Origin of the sequence: Glutamicibacter sp. B1, from assembly GCF_039602135.1 — a bacterium.
GTDB lineage: Bacteria > Actinomycetota > Actinomycetes > Actinomycetales > Micrococcaceae > Glutamicibacter > Glutamicibacter ectropisis.
On sequence record NZ_CP125942.1, the window covers coordinates 1,773,023 to 1,795,252 of the forward strand.

Here is a 22,230-nt window from a genome sequence, read left to right on the forward strand (position 1 = left end):
AAGCCTATTCGGCTTAGAGCATGCGCTCCAATCCCCTATTAATAGAACGGGCCCAGAATGGTCCTTCATAGAGGAACGCTGTGTAACCCTGAACTAGATCTGCGCCAGCATCCAATCGGTCCTTCACGTCCTGAGCGGTTTCAACGCCGCCCACCGCAATGAGTGCCATATCCGATGGAACCAAGGAACGAAGCTGACGAAGGACTGCGAGCGACCTGGCCTTCAGAGGCGCACCGGATAAGCCGCCTGCACCAATTTCTTCAACCTTGGTCATCTCGCTCTTGAGTCCATCACGAGTAATGGTGGTGTTGGTCGCGATGATCCCATCAAGCTCTAGCTCAATGGCAAGCTGTGCGACATCGGCGACGTCTTCATCACTGAGATCCGGTGCAATCTTCACCAAGAGAGGAATGTGTCGACCGGACACCTTGTCTGCAAGTTCCCCTACTTCGGAGAGCAAGGGGCGCAAGGACTCAACGCTTTGCAGCAAACGTAGTCCGGGGGTGTTGGGGCTTGATACATTGACTACCAAGTAGTCCGCATGAATGGCGAGCTGACGCGTTGACGCGAGGTAATCCCCTACTGCGTCCTCCAGTTCAACCACCTTGGTCTTGCCAATGTTTACGCCAATGACCGGTCGGGTCGCAGAGTAATCGCCCTTTAGTTCCTGGCGGGCATTCGCAACGCGCGCCGCAACTCGTTCTGCACCTTCGTTGTTGAAACCCATGCGATTGATGACCGCCCGATCCTCAATCAGACGGAAGAGGCGGGGTTGCGGATTACCAGGCTGTGCCTGTCCGGTGACGGTACCAATTTCAACGTGACCGAATCCGATATCGCTCAGACCAACGATTCCCGTTGCGCCCTTGTCGAAACCTGCGGCCAGACCAAAGGGTGAGGGGAAGTCGATTCCCATTACGGTTCGTTTCAGTTTTGCAGATGGTGCAAAAAACTTGCGGGTCAGTTTAGTGAGCCCGGCACGTTGCGCAATCTTTATGGCATTAAATGCAAAGTGATGAGCCTGCTCAGGATCCATCTTGGCGAACACGTGCTTGAAGACCAAAGGGTATATGCGCATAGAACCATTTTCCCGTGAAGGGGTCCAAACAGACAACTTGAGATCGGTAGTATTCAAGATATGAAGGAGCAGTTCACCCCGGAAACCGATCAATGGCCCGATTATCAGGCAACGACTCGGGCGGGCGAATGGTCGCAAGATCCTCTCGGACCGCATTTTCAACAACAAAGTTTAGACTTTGGCACGGATAGTGAAGGGCCAGCAGTTGCAACTCTCGTTCGTTATCGGCCACCGGGATTTCGCAATAAATTGGGGCGAAAGGCTAAAGGCGTAGTACTCAGCGTTCACGGGTGGAGCGACTACTTTTATAACCCTGAACTAGCGGAGTTTTGGCACGCCCAGGGCTATCATTTTTATGCGGTCGACCTACGCCGGCACGGCAGAAGCCTACGCGTGGAACATCAATTACCCGGTTACGTTGATGACTTAGCGACATTTGATGAAGATCTTGAAGCGGCTTTGTCGCTGATGAGATCCGAACATCCGAGCTTGCCGGTCATCGTGCAGGGCCACTCTACGGGCGGACTGATCTTGAGCCTATGGATTGCGCGCAAGAACCCCGAAATCAAAGCCTTGATACTGAATTCGCCATGGCTGGAGTTCCAAGGCACTGCCTTCTTGCGGATACCCATTTACGGGCTGATGGACGCGATCACAAGGACGAATCCTCGGCGAAAACTGATGGGGCCAGAATTTGACCACTACTGGCAGTCCCTCAGTACACAGGCCCACGGCGAATGGGACGTACATCGTCTGTGGCGGCCTCGCCTCGCTTTTCCCAATACGGCCGGATGGCTGAAAACCATATTTGAAGGTCATGCGCAGGTGGCTAAAGGTTTGAACCTTGGGCTACCGATCCTCGTGATGACTTCCGACAGGACTCACATTGGAACGAGCTATAGCGCCGACATGCAACACTGTGATTCGGTGCTTGATGTTCAGCAAACACGATTGCGTGCGGCAAAACTAGGAAGCTTCGTCACTCTGTGTGAGGTAGCCGGGGCGATGCACGATGTGTTTACCTCGGCAGAACCTGCACGCGCCTATGCCTATCGTGACCTGGCGTTGTGGCTGCGTATTCTCACATAGAACTAGAGACTGCTCTTTAGGCTTGCGGCTTGTCTACTGCTCCTCCATAGCGACGGTCGCGCTTGGCATATTCTTCAACAGCGGTAAACAGGGTTCGACGGTCCACATCCGGCCACAGCTGATCAAGGAAGACCATCTCTGCATAAGCCGATTGCCAGAGCAAGAAGTTACTTGTCCGCTGTTCACCGCTGGTACGCAAGAACAGATCCACGTCTGGCAATTCTGGAGCGTGCAAATATTTAGCGATGGTTTTCTCCCCCACTGAACTGGCACGCAACTTTCCAGCGGCCACATCCTTGGCGATAGCATTCACAGCATCACCAATTTCAGCTCGACCACCGTAATTAACGCACATGGTCAGCTGGCACCCTTGATTGGCTTCAGTCAGCTCTTCAGCGGCTCGTAATTCGTTGATCACTGACTTCCATAGCTTAGGTTCGCGTCCAGACCACCGAATTCGTACGCCCCACGAGTTCAGGGTGTCGCGTTGACGACGCAATACGTCCCGAGAAAAACCCATCAAGAAACGCACCTCGTCTGGGCTGCGCTTCCAGTTTTCGGTGGAGAAGGCATACACGGAAACGTACTTGATGCCCATTTCTACTGCTCCAGCCATGACATCAAGCAAAGCCGCTTCCCCCGCCCGGTGGCCTTCGGTTCGTGGCAGGCCCCGCTGGTTTGCCCAACGTCCATTGCCATCCATAACGATAGCCACGTGCTCAGGAATCAATTCCCGAGGAATGCTTGGCATTTGAGGATTCGCTGGATGAGCGAAGGGTGCTACTGGACCACGACGGCCGGTGATCTTTGGAAGTTTTTTCAATTTCTCTCCACGAGACGTAGGGAATTCACTGCACGCTCCAAGTGCCATTGCAAGTAGTTTGCCACGATGTTGGCAGCCTGTTTTCGAGCGCGTGGACCGGCTTGGGCCACAACGGCCCAATTTCCTTGGAGCAAGGCTTCAAGATATTCAATGGTGATCGGATGAGGTGACAATGAACCCGAAGGACGGCAGTCGTTGCAAACCACTCCTCCAAGCTGAACGTGTACCGCCTGATGTGGTCCGGGCTTGCCACATTTAACACAGTCAGTAAATGATGGGGCCCAGCCAGCCACCGACAGCGCTCTTAAGATGTAGGAGTCCAATACGGCCCCGGAATCGACGCGCTGTTTCGAGAGCAACGCGATGGCCCCATGGAATAGGCGGAATTGCTGAAGGGTGGAGTCACCCTCCGCCTCCAGCAACTTTTCGGCAATCTCGGCCATGGCATTGGCCACGGTGTAACTCGGATAATCCGCGACCAGCAGGTGACCATAGGAATTACGAAGTTGCGCCTGAGAGACGATATCTAGGTTGCGTCCCATCACCAATAGGGCATCAACTTCCATAAAGGGTTCCAAGGTTGCGCCGAGCCGTGAGGAAGTACGACGTACGCCCTTTGCTACAGCACGAACAATGCCCTTGGGCGTGAGTAAGGTGATGATTCGGTCAGCTTCACCCAGCTTATGAGTACGCAGAACTATTCCACGACTGTGGTAGCTCTTGGACGCAAAACCTGATCTGGACACGGAGAATATTCTCCCACTACCGCGAACAAAGTACGCAATTGAGCAGTGCCTGCGTGCCGAATTTGTAGCTGAAAGCGCAATGCACGCTATGACTTAGGCGGTGGCCATAGTCATAGCGTGCATTGGTTAGAGACGCTGATCCGCTGGTTTTAGGCGGCGTCGCGAATCGCGCGGTTGACCGCCGAGACCACTGCCTTCAGCGCTGCAATGTTGGTGTTGGTGTCCATGCCGATGCCCCACAGGATCCGATCGCCCACTGCGCATTCAACGAAGGCTGCGGCACTTGCGTTGCCACCCTCGCTCATAGCGTGCTCGGTGTAGTCCAAGACGCGCAGGTCGACGCCGTCATCGTTGAGCATCTTGACCAGGGCCGAGAGTGGACCGTTGCCCTGGGCGCTACGCTCATGGGCAACACCATCGATGATCAGCTTGGTATCCAGCTGGAAGCTGCCGTCTTCTGCAGAGGTAGCTGTCGCGGAAGCAATCTCGTAGTAACCCCACGAGTCCAGCCCCGAGTCCTTAGCCACAGGCAGGTACTCGTCCTGGAAGACGTTCCAGATGCGCTCCGAGGAGATTTCGCCGCCCTCGGTATCGGTCTTGCGCTGGATGACGCCCGAGAACTCGATCTGCGCACGACGTGGCAGATCCAAGTTGTAATCGTTCTTCAGCAGGTAAGCCACGCCGCCCTTGCCGGACTGCGAGTTCACGCGGATCACGGCTTCGTAAGAGCGGCCGATGTCCTTCGGATCGATCGGCAGGTACGGAACCGCCCACACCAAGTCGTTGATGTCCTTGGACTCCGCAGCGGCCTTAGCCTCCATGGATTCCAAGCCCTTCTTAATGGCGTCCTGGTGGGAGCCGGAGAAGGCGGTGAAGACCAGATCGCCACCGTAAGGGCTACGCTCTGGAACTGGCAGTTGGTTGCAGTATTCGACGGTGCGACGGATGTGATCCATATCGGAGAAGTCGATTTCTGGATCCACACCCTGGCCGAACAGGTTCATGCCCAGGGTGATCAAATCAACGTTACCGGTGCGCTCACCGTTGCCGAACAGGCAGCCTTCGATACGGTCTGCACCGGCCAGGTAGCCCAGCTCAGCGGCGGCCACGCCGGTTCCGCGGTCATTGTGCGGGTGCAGGGAGAGGATGATCGAGTCACGGTTGGCCAGGTTGCGGTGCATCCACTCGATGGAGTCGGCGTACACGTTAGGGGTCGCCATTTCTACGGTGGCCGGCAGGTTCAAGATCATCTTGTTCTCTGGGGTGGCTTCCAAAACTTCGGCCACGGCCTCGGAAATACGCTTGGCGAATTCCAGCTCGGTGCCGGTGTAGGACTCCGGCGAGTATTCATAGGTGATCTTGGTGCCGGACAGCTGTTCTTCGTACTTCTTGCACAGGCGGGCGCCGGTGACTGCAATGTCGACGATGCCGTCCTGGTCCTGACGGAAGACCACTTCACGCTGCAGGATCGAGGTGGAGTTGTACAGGTGAACGATGGCCTGCTTGGCACCTTCCAGCGCTTCGTAGGTGCGCTCGATCAGGTGTTCGCGTGACTGGGTGAGCACCTGAATGGTGACATCTTCAGGGATGCGGTCTTGTTCGATCAGCTGACGGACAAAGTCAAAGTCGGTCTGTGAGGCCGAAGGGAAACCGACCTCGATCTCCTTGTAGCCCATCTGTACCAGCAGGTCGAACATCTTGTGCTTACGCTCAGGACTCATCGGATCGATCAGTGCTTGGTTTCCGTCGCGCAGGTCGACTGCACACCAGCGTGGAGCCTTGGTGATGTATTTGTCGGGCCAGGTGCGATCAGGCAGGTTGACTTCGATCTGGTCCTGGAATGGAACATACTTGTGGATTGGCATGTTCGATGGTTTTTGCATGTTCTGCATTTCGGTGTGTCCCCTAGACAAAAATAGTGCTTAGTTTGTGGGGCCAGACAAGAGCTACTCCGCGACGAGGGGTCGGCCTGTAGACCACTAACGGTCCTTTGGATCCTCGCAGCGGCACAGTAGAAGTAGAAGCTCGAAATGCACGAAATGAGCATAACACCGAGACTTCACGGTTGCTCAAACTTATGTCGCGTTCATGTCACATTGTGGACAATCCGCCGCGCCTTTGACCCTAGACACTCTGACTCGACCGGCGAAGAATGAGAAATCCACGGTGCTGGCTTGAGGAGGTCCACGAATGAAAGCGATCATTGTCGGAGCGGGAATCGCCGGGCTGGTTGCAGCGCGACAACTAGGGCTTTCCGGTTGGCAGGTCCTAGTATTGGAACGCTCTGCAAGCCCACGCCCCGATGGCTACATGATGGACTTTTTCGGGCCCGGAGTTGAAGCCTCCGAGCAGATCGGCCTGTACCCCTATCTCAGTCAAGTCGCTTACCAGGTGGAAGCGGCTGAATACGTGGACCCGTCAGGACGGGTTACCGCCAGCTTGGACTATCGGACGTTTGCGGATCTGGCTGGAGGTAAGGTGCTTTCCCTGCTTCGCCCCGATATGGAACACGCTGCACGCAAAGCCCTTCAGGAGGTGCCCGAAGGACAGGTGGAGCTACGCTACGGCGTGCACATCCAGCGAATGCAGCTGGACGGGGCGAAGGTACGGCTCTGGGCTGGGGACGGGCAGGAAGTAGAAACCGCGGACCTGTTAATCGGGGCCGATGGAATCCATTCGGCGCTGCGGACCGCATTCTTCGGCCCCGAGCAGGACTTCCTGCGCCCACTGGGGATGCGTGCGGCGGCCTTCATCGTGCAGGAACCAGAACTCAACCAGCAATTGAAGAACAGATTTGTACTCAGCGACACGGTGGATCGCACCGCGGGGATCTACGGGTTACGTGACGGGCAGGTTGCCTCATTCTTGGTCTATCGCCAGGACCCCACGGCTAAACTGGGTGAGAGTGCAGACCGCTTGCGCCGTATCTTCGCCGGCACCAACCAAAGAGTGGATCGGCTGCTGGAGTTATCTCCGGCTAATCCCTATGACGATGTTGTCGCTCAGGTGGTGATGCCTTGCTGGCACCACCGCTCGGTGGTGCTGATCGGTGACGCGGCAGCAGCGGTGTCCTTGCTGGCTGGGCAGGGCGGTGCGATGGCGGTGTGCGCGGCTGCCGCCCTAGGCAACGCATTGGGCGAAGTGTCCAGCAAAGAGCAGATTCCAGCCGCTTTGGCAGAGTATGAGCGGGTTATGAGGCCGAAAATTTCCACCGCGCAGGCTTCGGGCCGACGGGCAGCCAACAGCTTTTTACCCCGTCACCGATTGGGTCTGCTATGGCGTCGGCTGATCTTGCGCTCTACTAAACTGCCCGGGGTTGATCGCCTCGTGGCTGGCCAGATCGTGAAGCGGCTAGCAAAGTGATGGCCGGAACCCGACGAGGGATTCCGGCCATGACATTTTGGGCAGGTTACTAGAAGCCGAGGCGTCCTAGCTGCTTGGGGTCACGCTGCCAATCTTTGGCGACCTTAACATGCAAATCTAAGTACACCTTAGTGCCCAGGAGCTTTTCGATGCCCTTACGAGCATTGGAACCAACCTCACGCAAACGAGAACCACCACGACCAATGACAATAGCCTTCTGGCTGGAGCGCTCAACAAAGAGCGAGACGTGAATATCGATCAGCGGGTTATCCTCGCTGCGACCTTCGCGAGGGTTCATTTCCTCGACCACGACGGCCAGCGAGTGCGGCAATTCGTCACGAACGCCTTCGAGGGCTGCTTCACGGATCAGTTCGGCCACCATTTTGGCTTCTGGCTCGTCGGTGAGTTCACCGTCCGGGTACAGTGGTGGACCCTTAGGTAGCTGCTCAACGAGCACGTTCGCGACTTCTTGGACCTGGAATTCTTTGACAGCTGAGACCGGGACGATCGCAGCGAAACCGTTCTCCCCAAAATTCTGGGTTCCCATTTCAGCCACGGCAATGAGCTGCTGGGCTAGTTGTTCACGGTCCACCAGATCAGCCTTGGTGACTAGCGCGACGATCGGCTTGCGCTGAAGTTGAGCCAGCTGAGTGGCGATGAAACGATCACCGGGACCAATTTTTTCATTGGCCGGAATGCAGAAGCCGATGGCGTCCACTTCGGAGAGGGTTTCTGCCACCAGGTCGTTCAGTCGCTGACCAAGCAGCGTACGTGGTCGATGCAAACCTGGGGTGTCGACCAGAATCAGCTGTGCATCTTCGCGGTGCACGATACCGCGGATGGTGTGGCGGGTGGTCTGTGGCTTAGCTGAGGTGATAGCCACCTTTTGGCCTACCAGGGCGTTGGTCAACGTTGACTTGCCGGCGTTCGGGCGGCCTACAAAGGAGGTGAAGCCCGAACGGAAATCCTCTGGCCATCCACTGGCGGCTAGTAGGTTATGGTTTTCGCTCATGTGAGGAATCCTCGTCGTTCTTAATATGGTCGGATGCGTCTGTTACCAGGCGCTCTACATGGATTTTGCCGATCCGGTTTCGTCGTCCTGCTAGGGCAACAACGGTCAGTCTTAGACCGTTAATATCGGCAGTGGACCCCAGCACCGGCACTGATTCCAGGGCCTTGGAGAGTAGCCCGCCAACGGTGTCGACGTCTTCCTCTTCGATGTGCATGTCAAAATGATCGGCGATGTCATCGATCGATGCGGAAGCTACCGCAAACAGTGATCCATCTGGGTTCTCGATCAGTTCGGTCCTTGATCGATCATACTCGTCGTCAATCTCTCCGACGATTTCTTCGATCAGATCTTCGAGCGTGACCAGTCCGGCGGTTCCACCATATTCATCAATGACAATGGCAAGGTGGATCGATTCTTGCTGTAATTCTTGGAGCAGCTCGGCGGCTGACTTAGATTCCGGCACAAAGCGAACCTTGCGGGCCAAATCTGAAAGGGTGGCCGCCTGCTGGAGCCCGTGGATCTCACGGATGAGGTCCTTGAGGTAAATGATTCCCTGAATATCGTCGGTGTCTTCCCCAATCAAGGGAATGCGGGAAAAACCCGAGGCGATAAATAGGTCCATGGCCGTATGAAGGCTTTGGTCAGCGGTCAGCACCACCATGTCGGTGCGGGGCACCATGACCGACCGAACGTTGGTTTCTTCAAGGTCGATCACCGACGAAATTAGCTCGGCTGATTCTTCGTCGAGGTCTTCACCTTCGGAGGCACGGTCGACCAGATCACGTAAGCGTTCTTTGCCTAAGTACCCGACTTCGTCGACACCGCCTGGGCTCAACGCCTTGGCGATCGAAGCCAGCCAGTTGGTGACCGGCCCCAGGATCACACGTAGCAACCGGACCATCGGAGCAGTGTTCTGCACGACGCTTTCTGCGTTGGAGCGGCCGAAGCGGCGAGGGGAAACGCTGACAAGGACAAATCCGAGACCAGCCATGGCGATGGTGGAAATCAGTCCGATGAGCCAGATGTTCTCCAGCCATTGGGCTACCAACAAAGCGACGGCGACCGCTGAAGCGGTTTCAAACCAGATGCGCCAGAACTTAATGGCCTGCGCGTGGGTTTCGGTATCGTCGAGAATTGCAGAGAGCGATTTTGCGTTAGATTCGGCGCGCAATCGCTCTGCAGCATGACGGGATAGTGCGTAGAAGGCTGAGTCTGCGGCGGTCAGCACGGCAGAGAAAGCCATGAAGACCAGGGCAAGAATCAGCAAAAGTATTTCCACGGGGCTATTCCACCGTTTCCTTCGGTGCCGGGCGCCCGGTGTAGGACTCTAAGAGTCGACGCTGCAAGGTAAACATCTCTTCTTTTTCGTCTGGTTCCATATGGTCGAACCCCATCAGGTGCAATAGACCGTGGGTTGTGAGCAACAGGATTTCGTCGTGCGTGCTGTGCCCACCAGCCTGTGCCTGAGCTTGCGCTACCGTGGGGCAGATGACGATATCGCCGAGGATGCCGTTGTCGCCTGGTGCACTGCTCGTGCCCGGGCGCAACTCGTCCATGGGGAAACTCATAACGTCGGTGGGACCTTCAAGGTCCATCCATTCCACGTGCAGAGCACTCATGGCGTCTTCATCGATAAATACGACCGACACCTCGGTTTCCGGGTGCAGGTACATGGCCTTCAACACCGAATCTGCTAGAGCCGAGACGTCTTGCAGATCGACCTCGAATTCGGTTTCGTTATTTACTTCAATGCTCATTTGCTACGCCGTCCCCGGTTGTGTTCTTTGCGTCGGGTATCGTCCCAACGGTCATAGGCAGAAACGATGTCAGCGATCAAACGATGGCGGACAACGTCAGAAGAATCTAGGCGACAAACTGAAATGTCTTCGATGCCTTCAAGTACATCGCTGGCCATCCGAAGTCCCGAGGTGGCATTACCCGGCAAGTCCACCTGGGTGATGTCGCCGGTGACAACCATCTTTGATCCAAAGCCCAGACGGGTCAGGAACATCTTCATTTGTTCGCTGGTGGTGTTTTGGGCTTCGTCGAGAATGACGAAGGCATCGTTGAGGGTGCGACCACGCATATAGGCCAGTGGCGCGACCTCAATTGTTCCTGCTTCTAGCAGCTGCGGAATGGTTTCTGGGTTGACCATGTCGTGTAGCGCATCGTAAAGCGGACGAAGGTATGGGTCGATCTTTTCCGTCAATGAGCCGGGGAGGAATCCCAACTTCTCCCCCGCCTCAACAGCCGGACGGGTCAAGATGATGCGATTGACCTGTTTGTCTTGTAAGGCAGCAACGGCCATGGCCATCGCCAAGAAAGTCTTACCGGTACCTGCCGGACCAATGCCGAAAGTAATCGTCGAATCTTCGATGGCATCGACGTAGCTTTTCTGATTGATCGTTTTGGGTCGAATGGACCGGCCACGACCTGACAGGATTTTTAAACCTAAAACGTCGGTGGGGGCATCTGAATTGCCGGCACTGAGCATCTTGATGATCTGCTCGATCGTTTCGGCGCTCATCCGAGAACCGCGCATGGCCAGCGATCGTGCTTCTTCGGTAACACGCTGTGCTTTGCGGACCTGTGCAGGAATACCTGCCAGCACTAGGGCTTGGCCATTAGGACGGAAGTTCACCTGAGGGTAAGCACCGGAGAGGATGCGCAATAGCTCATCATTCGGGCCCAAGGTAGCAACCATGAGTTCTGCGGTTTCAAAATTTATGGTCAGTGACGCAGAATCTGAGTCTGCTGGAGTCTTGTTCTGTTCAACCTGCATGCAGTGCTTGGTGCCCCTTTGTGAGCTTGATGGCGGTCGTACTTTGTCCTTGTTTCCATTCTATCCAGTGATCGGCTGCATGGCAGGAAATTCAGGCCACAGCGTAAGCAAGAAACCTGAAAGTAGTCCTAAATGAATCTATTCAGAGCAGGTCGCAAACATATAGATTTGGTTACGGATTAGTAAGTAAGGCCAATTTTGGTCAGATTTCGTCGACGCGTGTGGCAAGCTATGACAGCGGCTCGAAAATATTTATGAGCCCAATCCCCTCAAAAAGATTCATGGATCGGTCAGTAGTGCAATCAAGGTTCTTGCAGAAAATTCCACGCCGAGTTGGCATTGTTGGAATAGCTGCTGCTCTCGTCGTCGCCGCAGGTTGCGGTCTGGCGAATCGCGAGAGCTCCTTTGAAATGCCCAAAACCGCCAGCACGGAGTCGCTGAACCTACCCAGCGCCACCGATGCCGGTGAACAAGTGGGTGCTGCCACTAAGCTACCTATCTACTGGTTGGAAAACACCGACACTGGGGTCTTCCTCTACCGCGAGTATCTCGAAGATACACGCCACCGCGAACCCATCGGGGACGCAATCTGGACTTTGCTTTCCAGCGATCCGGCCACACCACACCGGTATACCCATCTCAAACCAGCCGAGGACATTGGCGTTTCAATCAGTGGCACTAACGTGATCACTCTGGATCTTCCTGCCAAGGTATTTAGCGCACACCTAGATGAGGGTCTTTCGGAGCGATCGATCCAGCAATTAGTTTTCACCGCGACGGCAGCCGCTTCTGGTACGGGTCTGCTTGTGGGTACCACTGCCCCAACGGTCAAGATTTTGGTCGACGGTAAACCGAACGCCACGGTTTTTGATGGCTATCGACTTAAAGACGTTTATGAACGTAACGCCAAGTTTATGGCCCCGATCTGGATTATTGACCCGCAGTACGGAACGGTATTGAGCGCGGGCAAGGTTCAGATCAAGGGCCGAACCACGCAGTTTGATATTGGTACCTTCTATTCCTTGCAGAAAAAAGATGCCGATGGAAATCTCACTGTGATCACCGCGCAGAAGCAAGTTATCGCAGGGAAAATTCAAGAAGACGGTGCCTTCAGCATCACCGAGAGTCTCACCCCTGGCTCCTATAAGCTCACCTTCTGGGGTGTCGAGACTGAATCGGACGCCAAGGTGGGCGAAGTAAGCTCAGACTTCACCGTCAAATAGTTACCCTGAAAATGTTGCTGCAATAGATGAGAATCAAGAATTCGCGGGTACCTGATGAGGTACCCGCGAATACTTGTATTAATCAGATTTCGCCGAGTAGGTGACGAATCAACACCAGCGCTGCCGGTCCAGCAGTAGAAGCACGCAATACATGCTGACCCAAGAGCGCAGCGTGGGCACCAGCATCAGTGAATGCTTGTAGCTCGGCATCGGAAATGCCACCCTCAGGCCCGACAATCATCATGACCTTCTGACCAGGTTGAGCTTGCGGTAGCCACGAGGATACGTGTTCTGCCACGGACTCGGTAGCCTGCTCATGCAAAACTAAGACCAGTGCCCCAGCCGTAATCTCATCCGCGATGATCTTGGCCAATTCCTTGGAGCCCGCAAGAGCTAGAACCTCTGGTTCAAAGGCGCGACGGGACTGTTTCTGCGCAGCACGGACTTGAGCCCGCCATTTTGCCAGTGCCTTATCCGCCTTGGCGGCGTTCCAACGCACGATGGAACGATCCGCTTGCCACGGCCGCACGGCGAGCACGCCGAGCTCTACCGAAGACTCAACGGCCTGCAGATCACGGTCGCCCTTAGACAAAGCTTGCACGAGTGTCACCGGATGTTCGCTGACCGATTCTTGGTCCCGTTCAAGGACCCGAGCGTTCAGCATGTCCTTACCGGTGCTCAAAACCTCCACCGTCAGGCGAAGGCCTCGGCCGTCGAGCAGATCCAGATGCTCACCGGCCGTGACGCGTTTTACCGTCACGGCGTGGTGAGCCTCTGAGCCGGAAAGCTCCAAGCTGTCCCCCGGCATGGCGTTCTGTGCCATATCAGGGTCGATAACGAAGCTGTGATTGCTCATGTTTAGCGCTGGTTCAGCTTGTCACGCAGTCGTGAGAACATGCCACCAGAGTGTTCAACGCGTCCAGCGGTCATTTCCTCACCGCGTAACTTGGCCAACTGCTCGAGCAGATCGCGCTGTGCAGCATCAAGCTTGGTTGGGGTCTCCACCTGCAGGTGCACGATGATGTCACCGCGTTTGCCACCGCGAAGGCGTGGTACGCCTAGGCCTGACAAAGTGACGGTGTCGCCATCTTGCGCGCCGGATTCCACGTTGATGGCTTGCTCACCATCGAAGGTTTCAAGCTTGAGTTCACAACCAAGGGCTGCTGCGGTCATCGGCAGGCTCATCTTGGCGTGCAGGTCAGTCTGTGCACGTTCGAAGACCTTGTGACGACGAACGTCCACTTCAACGAAGAGATTGCCGTTAGGGCCACCGCCCGGGCCTGCTTCACCCTGGCCACGAAGCTGGATGCGGGTTCCGGAATCGACACCTGCAGGTACGTTCAGGGACTTGGAGACGTGCTCTCGTACGCGACCCTCACCGTTGCACTCCAAGCATGGTTCGGGAATGGTGGTACCAAAACCACGGCAGGCAGCACAGGTTTCCACGGTCATCATCTGGCCGAGGAATGAACGAACTGGACGCTGCACCTGACCTGCACCATGGCAGATTTCGCAGGTTACCGGGCTGGTGCCCTCACGGGTGCACGAGCCGTTACAGGTCTTACAGGTAACTGCCGTTTCCATCTCGAGTGGGTAAACGGTGCCCTTCACGGCATCTTCCAAATCAATGGTGATGGTGATCAGCGCGTCACGACCAGGCTGGGTACGTGATGCTGGTCCCTGGGCCTGGCCACCACCGAAGAACTGCTCGAAGATGTCTCCGAATCCGCCGAAGCCCTGGCCGCCGCCACTGAATCCTGGGTGACCATTGCCATTTTCATCGCCGGTGGCATCGTAGTTCGAGCGCTTGGTCTGGTCGGAAAGAACCTCGTAAGCGCGGGTCACCAGCTTGAACTGTTCTGCAGCCTCTTCACTCGGATTCACATCCGGGTGAAGCTTACGTGCCAACTTTCGGTAGGCACTCTTGATTTCCTGAGGGGTCGCGTCCTTGGCAACGCCCAGGGTCTCGTAATGCGAGCTCACGTTGTTCGCCGTGTCCTTTCCTAAAATGCAAAAAATTCAAAAAATGCTTGGCTTAGCGCCAGCGTTACTAGTTGGCCAAAATCTTGGATAGGTATCGAGCCACTGCCCGCACCGAGGCCATCGAGGTGGGATAGTTCATTCGCGTCGGCCCGAGCACTCCGAGCTTATTGCGCACGTCGGAACCGTAGGTGGTGGCTACCACCGCAGCCTCCGCGAGCTGACCGTAATGGTTCTCGGTTCCAATCGCCACAGCCACACCGCGCGAGTCAGCCTCCAGCTCAGAAAAGAGTTTGAGTAGCACTACCTGCTCCTCGAGGGCTTCAAGCACAGGAGTAATACTCAGCGGGAAGTCCCCTTCCACCCTCGCCAAATTGGCGGTTCCGGCCATGATGATGCGCTGCGTATTTGCGGCCTGGGCCATTTCCTCCAGGGCCTGCAACACGCTATCGACCAATGGCTCGGATTGCTGTTGCGGGCTCAACCCGACTCGGGTGAGTTTGCCACGTAGATCAGCAAGCTGTACGCCCTCAAAACTATTGAGCAACCATAACTTCAAATCAGCTAACTCAGTGTCTGAGTACAGGCGTGGAACCACCATCATGCGTTGATCAACGGTACCGTTTGAGGCAATCATGACCATCAGCACTTGAGTGCTACCCAAGCTGACGAGTTCAAGATTCTTCAACGACGCGGTGTCGTAGTGCGGTACCTGAATCATCGCCACTTGATTGGTCAACCTAGCCAGCAGTCGGACGGTGCTCTTGAGCATCTCGTCCAAGTCCGTGGAGTTGTCCAAAATCTTGTTAATGGCGTCGCGTTCAGCCCTCGACAGTGGCTTTAGCTCGCCAATCTCGTCAACAAAACGCCGATAACCCTTCTCGGTCGGAACACGTCCCGATGAGGTGTGTGGTGCAGCGATGAGCCCTTCTTCTTCGAGCAGTGCCATATCATTTCTGATCGTGGCCGCGCTGACTCCAAGGTTGTGCCGATCCAATAAGGCTTTGGAGCCCACCGGCTCACGCGACTGCACGTAGTCCTCTACAATGGCGCGCAATACATCCAAACGCCGAAGTTCACTCACAACGCCACCTCCTTGGATTCCCTGTCGAAGTGTTTGGCACTCTAACCTGTCAAGTGCCAAGTCTAGTACGTTCAACGGTTGCTAGCATTGGTTTTCGAGCGTATTCGATCACAGCGAAAGGCCGTACGTGACTAATTACTCCTGGGGACCTCAAGATCTCAGCGCCCCAGCACCGAAAAAACTCCGCCAGGTCCCCATCGAACGTGGCATGGTTTTAGAGGATGCCACCTCGGGATGGGTTGGTGAAGTCATACGTACAGAAAAGTCTGGCGGAATGCGGATTATCGTCCTGGAAGACCGCCACGGCAAGACTCGCTCCTTCCAAGCTGGTTTCGGGTTTTTCCTTGAAGGTGAGCCAGTGGAAATGGTTGACCCGGTGGTTAAAACCGCACAACCCAAAACCATGGTGTCCGCATCAGGCTCCCGCGCCGTTACTGGTTTAAAAGCGCGAGAGGCACGGGCCAGCAGGATCTGGGTGGAAGGCAAACATGATGCCGAACTCGTAGAAAAAGTATGGGGCCATGACCTTCGAGTTGAAGGCATCGTTGTGGAACCACTACACGGTGTTGATGACCTAGCTGGTGCTATTCGTGATTTTGCGCCCTCGGCAGAACGTCGCCTAGGCATATTGGTCGATCACCTCGTGGCAGGCACCAAAGAAGCACGCATCGTCGCCGAAGCGATGAAGGTTCCCGGAGCGGCTCAGAATGTTCTGATTCTTGGCCATCCGTATATTGACGTCTGGCAAGCGATTAAACCCTCAGCTCTTGGCATCAAGGCTTGGCCGGTCATTCCCAAGGGCACTGACTGGAAAACCGGCGTACTACGTGCCTTCGGTTGGCCGCACGAAACGGCCGAAGACATCGGCATCGGATGGCAGCGAATTCTCTCTACCGTCTCCCATTATGGGCAGCTGGAACCACAACTGTTGGGAAGAATAGAAGAATTGATCGATTTTCTGACAACCGAAGATTACGGTTTCCTAACAATTGACCAATAGTTGGACTTTAGCGCGGTAATCTCACCGTTGCATGAACCAACCACGGCTATGATGGAGATAGATTTCAGCCACAGCAAGACAAGGAATGATAGTGACTACACGCCAGACGCAGTCGTCGGAGAATTCGCGCTTCGAAGGATCGCGAACCGCTGCGTTGCCACTGACTCCATCTGAGGATCGGCAATGGTCGACCATGGCTCACTTTGGTGCCATTCTTGGTTGCATTCCGGCAGCTATTATTTTTGCTGTTTATCGCGATCGTGGAGCGTTCACTGCTCAGGAGTCCAAGGAAGCGTTTAACTTCACCTTCCCACTGACCATCCTGGCGATCGCATTAAACGTCTGCACGATCCTGCCCAACATCGGTTGGCTTTTCTCAGTGCTCGCAGTGGCCTTGTGGGTCTTCATGACGGTATCGGGCGCCCTTGCTGCCATTCAGGCCAACAAGGGCCGCCCTTACCGTTATAAGTTCAATCTTCGCCTGATGAAGTAGTAGTACGCTTCAGGTCTAAAAATCGAGTAATTCTCGTACAACGAGGTCGGCTAATAGCCGGCCTCGTTGCGTTAACACCAACGTGCCTGCGAAAGCTGCCTTGGCGTCAATGAGTTCATCTGCGATCAGCCCAGCAACCTTGGTGCGCCCGGTGGCATCGAGCTCACTAATTTCCATGCCGGAACTCAAACGCGTCAAAAGCATCGTCCGCTCTAGCTGAACAGCTTGAGCGTCTGGGTACTCTCGACCATGGCCAGGAGAAATCCCGGCATCAATACGCTGCTGATAGGCCGCCGGATGCTTCACATTCCACCAACGAAGACCTCCAACGTGCGAGTGGGCACCAGGGCCAGCACCCCACCAGTCGCCACCCTTCCAATAAGCAATATTGTGTTGGCAGGCATTGGCAGGAGTCTTGGCCCAGTTGCTGACCTCATACCAAGAGAACCCAGCTGCAGCGAATAGCTCGTCAGCCATCTGGTACTTCTCAGCATGATCGTCATCATCGATATTCGGTACCTCGTCACGTCGAATCTGCGCGGCAAGCTTGGTCCCATCTTCGATGATCAGCGCATAGGCAGAAATATGGTCGGGCTCGTAGCTCAGTGCGGCTTCAATGCTGGTGCGCCAATCTTCTAAGGACTCCCCCGGAGTCCCGTAGATCAAGTCAACGCTCACGTCGAGGCCGGCTTCACGAGCCCAGGACACTACCTGTGGAACTCGCTTCGGATCGTGGGTACGTTCGAGGACCTTCAGTACGTGAGGCACCGCTGATTGCATGCCGAATGAGACCCGCGTGAATCCGCCGTCAGCAAGTTCTTGCAGGCTCTGTCGAGTCACCGAATCCGGGTTGGCCTCGGTCGTAATTTCCGCACCAGGTTTCAGCCCGAAGTCCTTGCGAATCTGATCAAGTACCAAGACCAAATCGCTGGCAGGCAACAGAGTTGGTGTGCCTCCCCCGAAGAATACGGTTTCGATTTCGCGAGGTGGTTGGCCCGAACGGTCCATTACTTCGCGCGCAAAACTGATTTCCTTGCTGACCGTGGCAGCGTAGGTGGCTTGGCTTGATCCTGACCCGAGTTCGGTCGCGGTATACGTGTTGAAATCGCAGTAGCCGCAACGCACTGTGCAGAACGGGATATGTACATAAAAGGACATGGTCCGCCCCTCAGCATCATGCGCACATGAGGCTGGGAGCAGACCATCGGCTGGAGCCGGATCGCCGTCAGGGAGAACTGAAGGCATTTACTTCTTTTTCGGTTCGTCGGTGGACAGCGCAGCGATGAAGGCTTCCTGTGGAACCTCCACGCGGCCAACCATCTTCATGCGCTTCTTGCCTTCCTTCTGCTTCTCGAGCAGTTTGCGCTTACGGCTGATGTCGCCGCCGTAGCACTTAGCAAGAACGTCCTTACGGATCGCGCGAATATTCTCTCGAGCAATGATTCGCGAACCAATGGCCGCCTGAATCGGAACCTCGAACTGCTGGCGAGGAATCAGCTCACGCAGCTTGGATGTCATCATTGTTCCGTACGAGTAGGCTTTGTCACGGTGGGTAATGGCGCTGAACGCGTCCACCTGATCACCCTGCAACAAGATGTCGACCTTCACCAGATCGGCGACCTGCTCACCGTCAGCCTTCCAGTCCAGTGAGGCGTAGCCACGAGTCTTGGACTTGAGCTGGTCGAAGAAGTCGAAGACGATCTCGGCCAGTGGCAAGTGGTAACGCATTTCAACGCGGTCCTCGGAGAGGTAATCCATTCCGCGCATGGTGCCACGACGACTCTGGCACAGTTCCATCACGGCACCGATGAATTCGCTCGGGGCAAGGATGGTCGCGGCGACCATCGGTTCGTGAACCTCGAGGATCTTCCCGTCTGGGAACTCCGATGGGTTGGTCACGGTGATCGTCTGCTTGTCTTCACCGACAACCTCGTACACCACGTTCGGTGCCGTGGAAATCAAGTCCAGATTGAATTCGCTTTCCAGGCGCTGGCGCGTGATTTCCAGGTGGAGCAATCCAAGGAAGCCGACACGGAAGCCGAAGCCCAACGCGACTGAAGTTTCTGGTTCGTAGGTTAGTGCAGCATCGTTAAGCTGCAACTTATCCAGCGCGTCGCGCAGTACCGGGTAATCGGTACCGTCCATGGGATAAAGACCCGAGAACACCATCGGCTTAGCCTCTTCGTAGCCACCGAGTGATTCACTGGCAGGCTTCAAGGAGTTCGTGACCGTATCGCCGACCTTGGACTGGCGAACGTCCTTCACACCGGTAATCAGGTAGCCAACTTCGCCGACTCCCAACCCCTTAGTTGGTTCTGGATTCGGTGAGGAAACACCGATTTCCAAGAGTTCGTGGGTGGTTCCCGTGGACATCATCTGGATCTTCTCGCGCGGCGAGAGTTTGCCGTCGACCACACGCACGTAGGTGACCACACCACGATAGGTGTCGTACACCGAGTCGAAGATCATGGCACGCGCCGGAGCCTTCGCATCGCCGACAGGTGGTGGAAGTTGCTTGATGACCTCATCGAGCAATGCTTCGACGCCTTCACCAGTCTTACCGGAAACCTTGAGTACGTCCTCTGGCTCACAGCCGATGAGGTTGGCAAGTTCTGCGGCGTACTTTTCTGGCTGAGCATTGGGTAGATCGATCTTGTTCAATACCGGGATGATGGTCAGATCGCCCTCGATGGCAAGGTAGAGGTTCGCAAGAGTCTGCGCCTCAATACCTTGGGCAGCGTCAACCAGAAGGATTGCACCTTCACAGGCTGCCAATGAACGCGAAACTTCGTAGGTGAAGTCAACGTGTCCAGGCGTATCGATCATATTCAGCGCGTAGGAGGTTCCATCTTCACCCTCCCAAGGCATACGAACCGCCTGGGACTTGATGGTGATGCCGCGCTCACGCTCAATATCCATGCGATCAAGATATTGCGCCTTCATATCGCGGGCCGAGACGACGCCAGTCAACTGCAACATGCGGTCAGCCAACGTCGACTTGCCGTGGTCAATATGGGCAATGATGCAGAAATTACGGATGAGCGACGGATCGGTCGCGGCAGGCACCTGAGCGGTGCGGGCCAATGGAGACACCTAAACAGACCTCACTAGCTGACTAAAAGACGTAGTTGGATTAGGTTCTATTCTGTCATGATTTCCGAGTCATCACGTATATCGACGATCTGCAACTGGTAGTTTGTGGTTCATGGCAGTGAATCCAGAGAAGATATTCAGTCTGGTGATGCGCGTGGTTAAGCAGTTCAGTTCCACGCGCTCACGTACAACAGGAAACAAAAACGCAGGTACTTCCGCTCCACATAGCCCCCGCAGTGCCTCGGCTCAGCGCTCAAGCCATGGCGATGCTGGAGCGGCGAACAATTACCCCGGTGATTTCCGTGGGACTATCAACTTTGAGTACTCGCCATCTCTGGATGGCAACGCCGATCCCGGTGAAATTGTCTGGGGATGGGTGCCTTATGAGGAGGACTACTCTCAAGGTAAAGACCGCCCCGTGCTGATCGTAGGTCGCGAAGGTGGATGGCTGCTGGGTCTGATGCTTACGAGCAAAGACAAGAATAATGAGAGCCACCATAACCCGAGTTACATGGACATCGGCACCGGAAGTTGGGATCGTGAGCGTCGTCCGAGCGAAGTAAAGCTCGACCGCATTATTCGCCTCAACGATGCCTCGGTTCGTCGCGAAGGGGCGATCTTGGATAAGAATCGCTTCTCAAGTGTGGTGAACGCCCTAAACGAACGAGCATAAGTGCTCGTTGTTGGGCTTCAGGTCTGATAAAGTTAATACCTGTGTGTTGCGCAGGTTGGGCAACACGCCCCCTTCGGGTCGCCATAGGTGCCCCACACCGCTCAGTCGATGGCCTGAAGGATGAACCCTCTACCGACCGTATATAACGATAAACGAGAGAGTTTATTAAAGTGGCTAACATCAAGTCCCAGAAGAAGCGTATCCTGACCAACGAAAAGGCACGTCTGCGTAACGTAGCTGTCCGTTCCGAGGTTAAGACCGTAATCCGTAACGTCAACGAGGCAGTAGCCGCAGGCGACAAGGATAAGGCAACCGAGGCATTGCGCCTGGCTGGCAAGAAGCTCGACAAGGCTGTAAGCAAGGGTGTTCTGCACAAGAACAACGCTGCAAACCGCAAGTCGGCTATTGCCAAGAAGGTTAGCGCCCTCTAAGCCAAGCTTAGACTTCATCATCTCCCCCGTACCCTTTGGGTACGGGGGTTTTGTATTTTCAGCGGTGCTTCTGCAATGAACGCCGAACAGCCCTGGCCGGCGAAGAGGCTAGGCCCCTATTCCCGAGAATCACTCTCCATCGAGGCCGCAGACAACTAAGAATAGATCCGAGCCAAAGCTGAAGCGCAGTAGCCCACTCGCCGCAAGATTATTGATTGTCACCAAGCCACTGAGCAGACCCAGCTTCCACAAAAGCGCTTGGGACCTAAAGGAACGGTGGCAATGGGAGACAGGCAACGTAGCGCTTCCTGTCCCCCAGCATCAACCGATGCGCGATTGTTTAACGGTTCGGTGCCTTAGCCGCAATAAACATGATGGCATGCTCCAGAGCATATCCAGGAGAACGGCTTCCACCTTTAACCATTCGATCGGTGTTCGCGATTTCTTCAATGCACAAAGCCAGGTCGCTACGCTTCCAACCACGAGCCTGTTGCTGAGCTTGTTGCACCTGCCACGGGGCCATTCCCAATTGAGATGCCAGCGCAGCAGCAGGTTCATTCACACCAAGTACCTTGGCTAACTGCCGCACCTTCATCGCCAGCGTGGCAACGATGGGAATCGGATCAGTACCTGTACCTAAAGAGTGCCTCAAGGTTCGCAAGGCAGCCTGCGCATTTCCCGAAATCGCGGCATCGGCAACTTTGAAAGCAGTGGCCTCAACACGACCGCCGTAGTACCGATCAACTAATTCTTGATCGATGGTGCCGGTCGTGTCTTGAATAAGCTGCGAGCAACTAGATCCCAGCTCGGCCAACGAGTTACCTACAGCAGCGACCAACGCCTTCACCGCGTCGTTGGTAATTCGCCGTTTTGCTGCTTTAAATTCAGCCTGGACGAAGTCGACCTTCTCGGCGTCCTTCTTGACCGGCTGGCAGTTCACGATCAGAGCTCCGGCAGTTTTAATGGCGTCGATGAGTTTCTTGCCTCGTGTGCCCCCGGAGTAATGCATGATCAGCACGTTTTCCGGTGCTTGGTCCTTCAAGTACGCTAGAGCATCCTTGAGGAAGTATTCATTCATTTGTGCCATCTCGTGGACTTCTACGAGATTGGCGCTGGAGAATAACGAAGAACTGGTCGCCAACAGAAGTTCGCCAGGTTCGTATTTAGAAGCATCCAATCTTGTGACTTCAATGTCGTCACGCGCAGCAGCCTGTTGCCGAAGGAACTCAAAGGCGCGAGAAGCTAGATAATCCTCTGAACCGGTGAGCAAAATCAGCGGTTGGGGCGTAAGCTCCCGCCATGAGATACCTGGGTTAGCCTGGGCGCGTGCCATCGAGCTCCTAAATGCGTGGGACGATAT

Annotated in this window: 21 protein-coding genes; 7 read left to right on the forward strand and 14 right to left on the reverse strand. The window is 55.3% G+C overall.

Going from position 1 to position 22,230, the window contains the following annotated elements; all coding sequences use genetic code 11:
• Positions 1 to 13 precede the first annotated feature (13 nt).
• Positions 14 to 1,078, reverse strand: coding sequence for a quinone-dependent dihydroorotate dehydrogenase (locus tag QMQ05_RS08215; protein WP_345474533.1), 1,065 nt, complete (start codon positions 1,076 to 1,078; stop codon positions 14 to 16).
• 60 nt (positions 1,079 to 1,138) lie between these two features.
• Here QMQ05_RS08215 and QMQ05_RS08220 point away from each other — a divergent pair, with 60 nt between their 5' ends.
• A complete protein-coding gene (locus tag QMQ05_RS08220; protein WP_345474535.1) occupies positions 1,139 to 2,167 on the forward strand; it encodes an alpha/beta hydrolase in 1,029 nt (342 codons plus the stop codon).
• Positions 2,168 to 2,183: 16 nt separating this feature from the next.
• Here the strand turns inward: QMQ05_RS08220 and QMQ05_RS08225 are convergent, their stop codons facing one another.
• From QMQ05_RS08225 to leuA, 3 genes are all read right to left on the reverse strand, one after another.
• Positions 2,184 to 2,990 (reverse strand): isoprenyl transferase, encoded by an 807-nt coding sequence (locus QMQ05_RS08225; protein ID WP_345474537.1) that lies wholly within the window; start codon positions 2,988 to 2,990, stop codon positions 2,184 to 2,186.
• Positions 2,987 to 3,736 (reverse strand): DNA repair protein RecO, encoded by a 750-nt coding sequence (gene recO / locus QMQ05_RS08230; RefSeq protein WP_345474539.1) that lies wholly within the window; start codon positions 3,734 to 3,736, stop codon positions 2,987 to 2,989. The genes QMQ05_RS08225 and recO overlap by 4 nt, the downstream gene beginning before the upstream one ends.
• Before the next feature lie 149 nt (positions 3,737 to 3,885).
• Entirely contained in the window at positions 3,886 to 5,628 is a 1,743-nt protein-coding gene (gene leuA / locus QMQ05_RS08235; RefSeq protein WP_345474541.1) for a 2-isopropylmalate synthase, read from the reverse strand.
• 298 nt (positions 5,629 to 5,926) lie between these two features.
• Between leuA and QMQ05_RS08240 the strand changes: the two genes are divergently transcribed.
• Positions 5,927 to 7,099 (forward strand): FAD-dependent monooxygenase, encoded by a 1,173-nt coding sequence (locus tag QMQ05_RS08240; RefSeq protein ID WP_345474543.1) that lies wholly within the window; start codon positions 5,927 to 5,929, stop codon positions 7,097 to 7,099.
• 49 nt (positions 7,100 to 7,148) lie between these two features.
• Here the strand turns inward: QMQ05_RS08240 and era are convergent, their stop codons facing one another.
• Genes era through QMQ05_RS08260 form a run of 4 tightly spaced genes read right to left on the reverse strand, consistent with a single transcriptional unit; the run spans position 7,149 to position 10,893 of the window.
• Positions 7,149 to 8,111, reverse strand: a complete 963-nt coding sequence (gene era, locus QMQ05_RS08245) for a GTPase Era (RefSeq protein WP_345474545.1) — start codon at positions 8,109 to 8,111, stop codon at positions 7,149 to 7,151.
• The gene (locus tag QMQ05_RS08250; RefSeq protein WP_345474547.1) at positions 8,095 to 9,390 is read right to left on the reverse strand and encodes a hemolysin family protein; all 1,296 of its coding nucleotides are present in this window, start codon (positions 9,388 to 9,390) and stop codon (positions 8,095 to 8,097) included. The genes era and QMQ05_RS08250 overlap by 17 nt, the downstream gene beginning before the upstream one ends.
• A 4-nt stretch (positions 9,391 to 9,394) precedes the next feature.
• The gene (ybeY, locus tag QMQ05_RS08255) at positions 9,395 to 9,868 is read right to left on the reverse strand and encodes an rRNA maturation RNase YbeY (protein WP_058254335.1); all 474 of its coding nucleotides are present in this window, start codon (positions 9,866 to 9,868) and stop codon (positions 9,395 to 9,397) included.
• A complete protein-coding gene (locus tag QMQ05_RS08260; RefSeq protein ID WP_345474551.1) occupies positions 9,865 to 10,893 on the reverse strand; it encodes a PhoH family protein in 1,029 nt (342 codons plus the stop codon). The genes ybeY and QMQ05_RS08260 overlap by 4 nt, the downstream gene beginning before the upstream one ends.
• Positions 10,894 to 11,174: 281 nt before the next feature.
• On the opposite strand from QMQ05_RS08260, the gene QMQ05_RS08265 reads away from it, so the two are divergent.
• Complete coding sequence (locus tag QMQ05_RS08265; RefSeq protein ID WP_345474553.1) at positions 11,175 to 12,116, forward strand: GerMN domain-containing protein; 942 nt, start codon at positions 11,175 to 11,177, stop codon at positions 12,114 to 12,116.
• An 82-nt stretch (positions 12,117 to 12,198) separates the two neighbouring features.
• Here the strand turns inward: QMQ05_RS08265 and QMQ05_RS08270 are convergent, their stop codons facing one another.
• The 3 genes from QMQ05_RS08270 to hrcA all read right to left on the reverse strand — a co-directional run bounded on the left by QMQ05_RS08270 (position 12,199) and on the right by hrcA (position 15,180).
• Complete coding sequence (locus tag QMQ05_RS08270; RefSeq protein WP_345474555.1) at positions 12,199 to 12,972, reverse strand: 16S rRNA (uracil(1498)-N(3))-methyltransferase; 774 nt, start codon at positions 12,970 to 12,972, stop codon at positions 12,199 to 12,201.
• 2 nt (positions 12,973 to 12,974) lie between these two features.
• Positions 12,975 to 14,099 carry a molecular chaperone DnaJ gene (dnaJ, locus tag QMQ05_RS08275; protein WP_345474557.1) on the reverse strand — a complete coding sequence of 375 codons (1,125 nt, stop codon included), beginning with the start codon at positions 14,097 to 14,099 and terminating at the stop codon, positions 12,975 to 12,977.
• Between the two features lie 67 nt (positions 14,100 to 14,166).
• Entirely contained in the window at positions 14,167 to 15,180 is a 1,014-nt protein-coding gene (gene hrcA, locus QMQ05_RS08280; protein WP_345474559.1) for a heat-inducible transcriptional repressor HrcA, read from the reverse strand.
• A gap of 127 nt (positions 15,181 to 15,307) precedes the next feature.
• On the opposite strand from hrcA, the gene QMQ05_RS08285 reads away from it, so the two are divergent.
• Both QMQ05_RS08285 and QMQ05_RS08290 read left to right on the forward strand, forming a co-directional pair.
• Entirely contained in the window at positions 15,308 to 16,180 is an 873-nt protein-coding gene (locus QMQ05_RS08285; protein ID WP_345474561.1) for a DUF3097 domain-containing protein, read from the forward strand.
• An 85-nt stretch (positions 16,181 to 16,265) separates the two neighbouring features.
• Positions 16,266 to 16,673 (forward strand): DUF4870 domain-containing protein, encoded by a 408-nt coding sequence (locus QMQ05_RS08290; protein ID WP_334123495.1) that lies wholly within the window; start codon positions 16,266 to 16,268, stop codon positions 16,671 to 16,673.
• Between the two features lie 15 nt (positions 16,674 to 16,688).
• Here the strand turns inward: QMQ05_RS08290 and hemW are convergent, their stop codons facing one another.
• Positions 16,689 to 17,918 (reverse strand): radical SAM family heme chaperone HemW, encoded by a 1,230-nt coding sequence (gene hemW, locus QMQ05_RS08295; protein ID WP_345474565.1) that lies wholly within the window; start codon positions 17,916 to 17,918, stop codon positions 16,689 to 16,691.
• The gene (lepA, locus tag QMQ05_RS08300) at positions 17,919 to 19,766 is read right to left on the reverse strand and encodes a translation elongation factor 4 (protein WP_345474567.1); all 1,848 of its coding nucleotides are present in this window, start codon (positions 19,764 to 19,766) and stop codon (positions 17,919 to 17,921) included. It lies immediately after the preceding gene.
• Positions 19,767 to 19,878: 112 nt separating this feature from the next.
• On the opposite strand from lepA, the gene QMQ05_RS08305 reads away from it, so the two are divergent.
• Together QMQ05_RS08305 and rpsT are read left to right on the forward strand one after the other, a co-directional pair.
• Positions 19,879 to 20,439 carry a type II toxin-antitoxin system PemK/MazF family toxin gene (locus tag QMQ05_RS08305; protein WP_345474569.1) on the forward strand — a complete coding sequence of 187 codons (561 nt, stop codon included), beginning with the start codon at positions 19,879 to 19,881 and terminating at the stop codon, positions 20,437 to 20,439.
• 170 nt (positions 20,440 to 20,609) lie between these two features.
• Positions 20,610 to 20,870, forward strand: coding sequence for a 30S ribosomal protein S20 (gene rpsT / locus QMQ05_RS08310; RefSeq protein ID WP_022875164.1), 261 nt, complete (start codon positions 20,610 to 20,612; stop codon positions 20,868 to 20,870).
• 340 nt (positions 20,871 to 21,210) lie between these two features.
• Here rpsT and holA read toward each other — a convergent pair whose 3' ends face one another.
• On the reverse strand, positions 21,211 to 22,203 hold the full coding sequence (holA, locus tag QMQ05_RS08315) for a DNA polymerase III subunit delta (RefSeq protein WP_345474572.1): 993 nt from the start codon (positions 22,201 to 22,203) through the stop codon (positions 21,211 to 21,213).
• Positions 22,204 to 22,230: the final 27 nt, after the last annotated feature.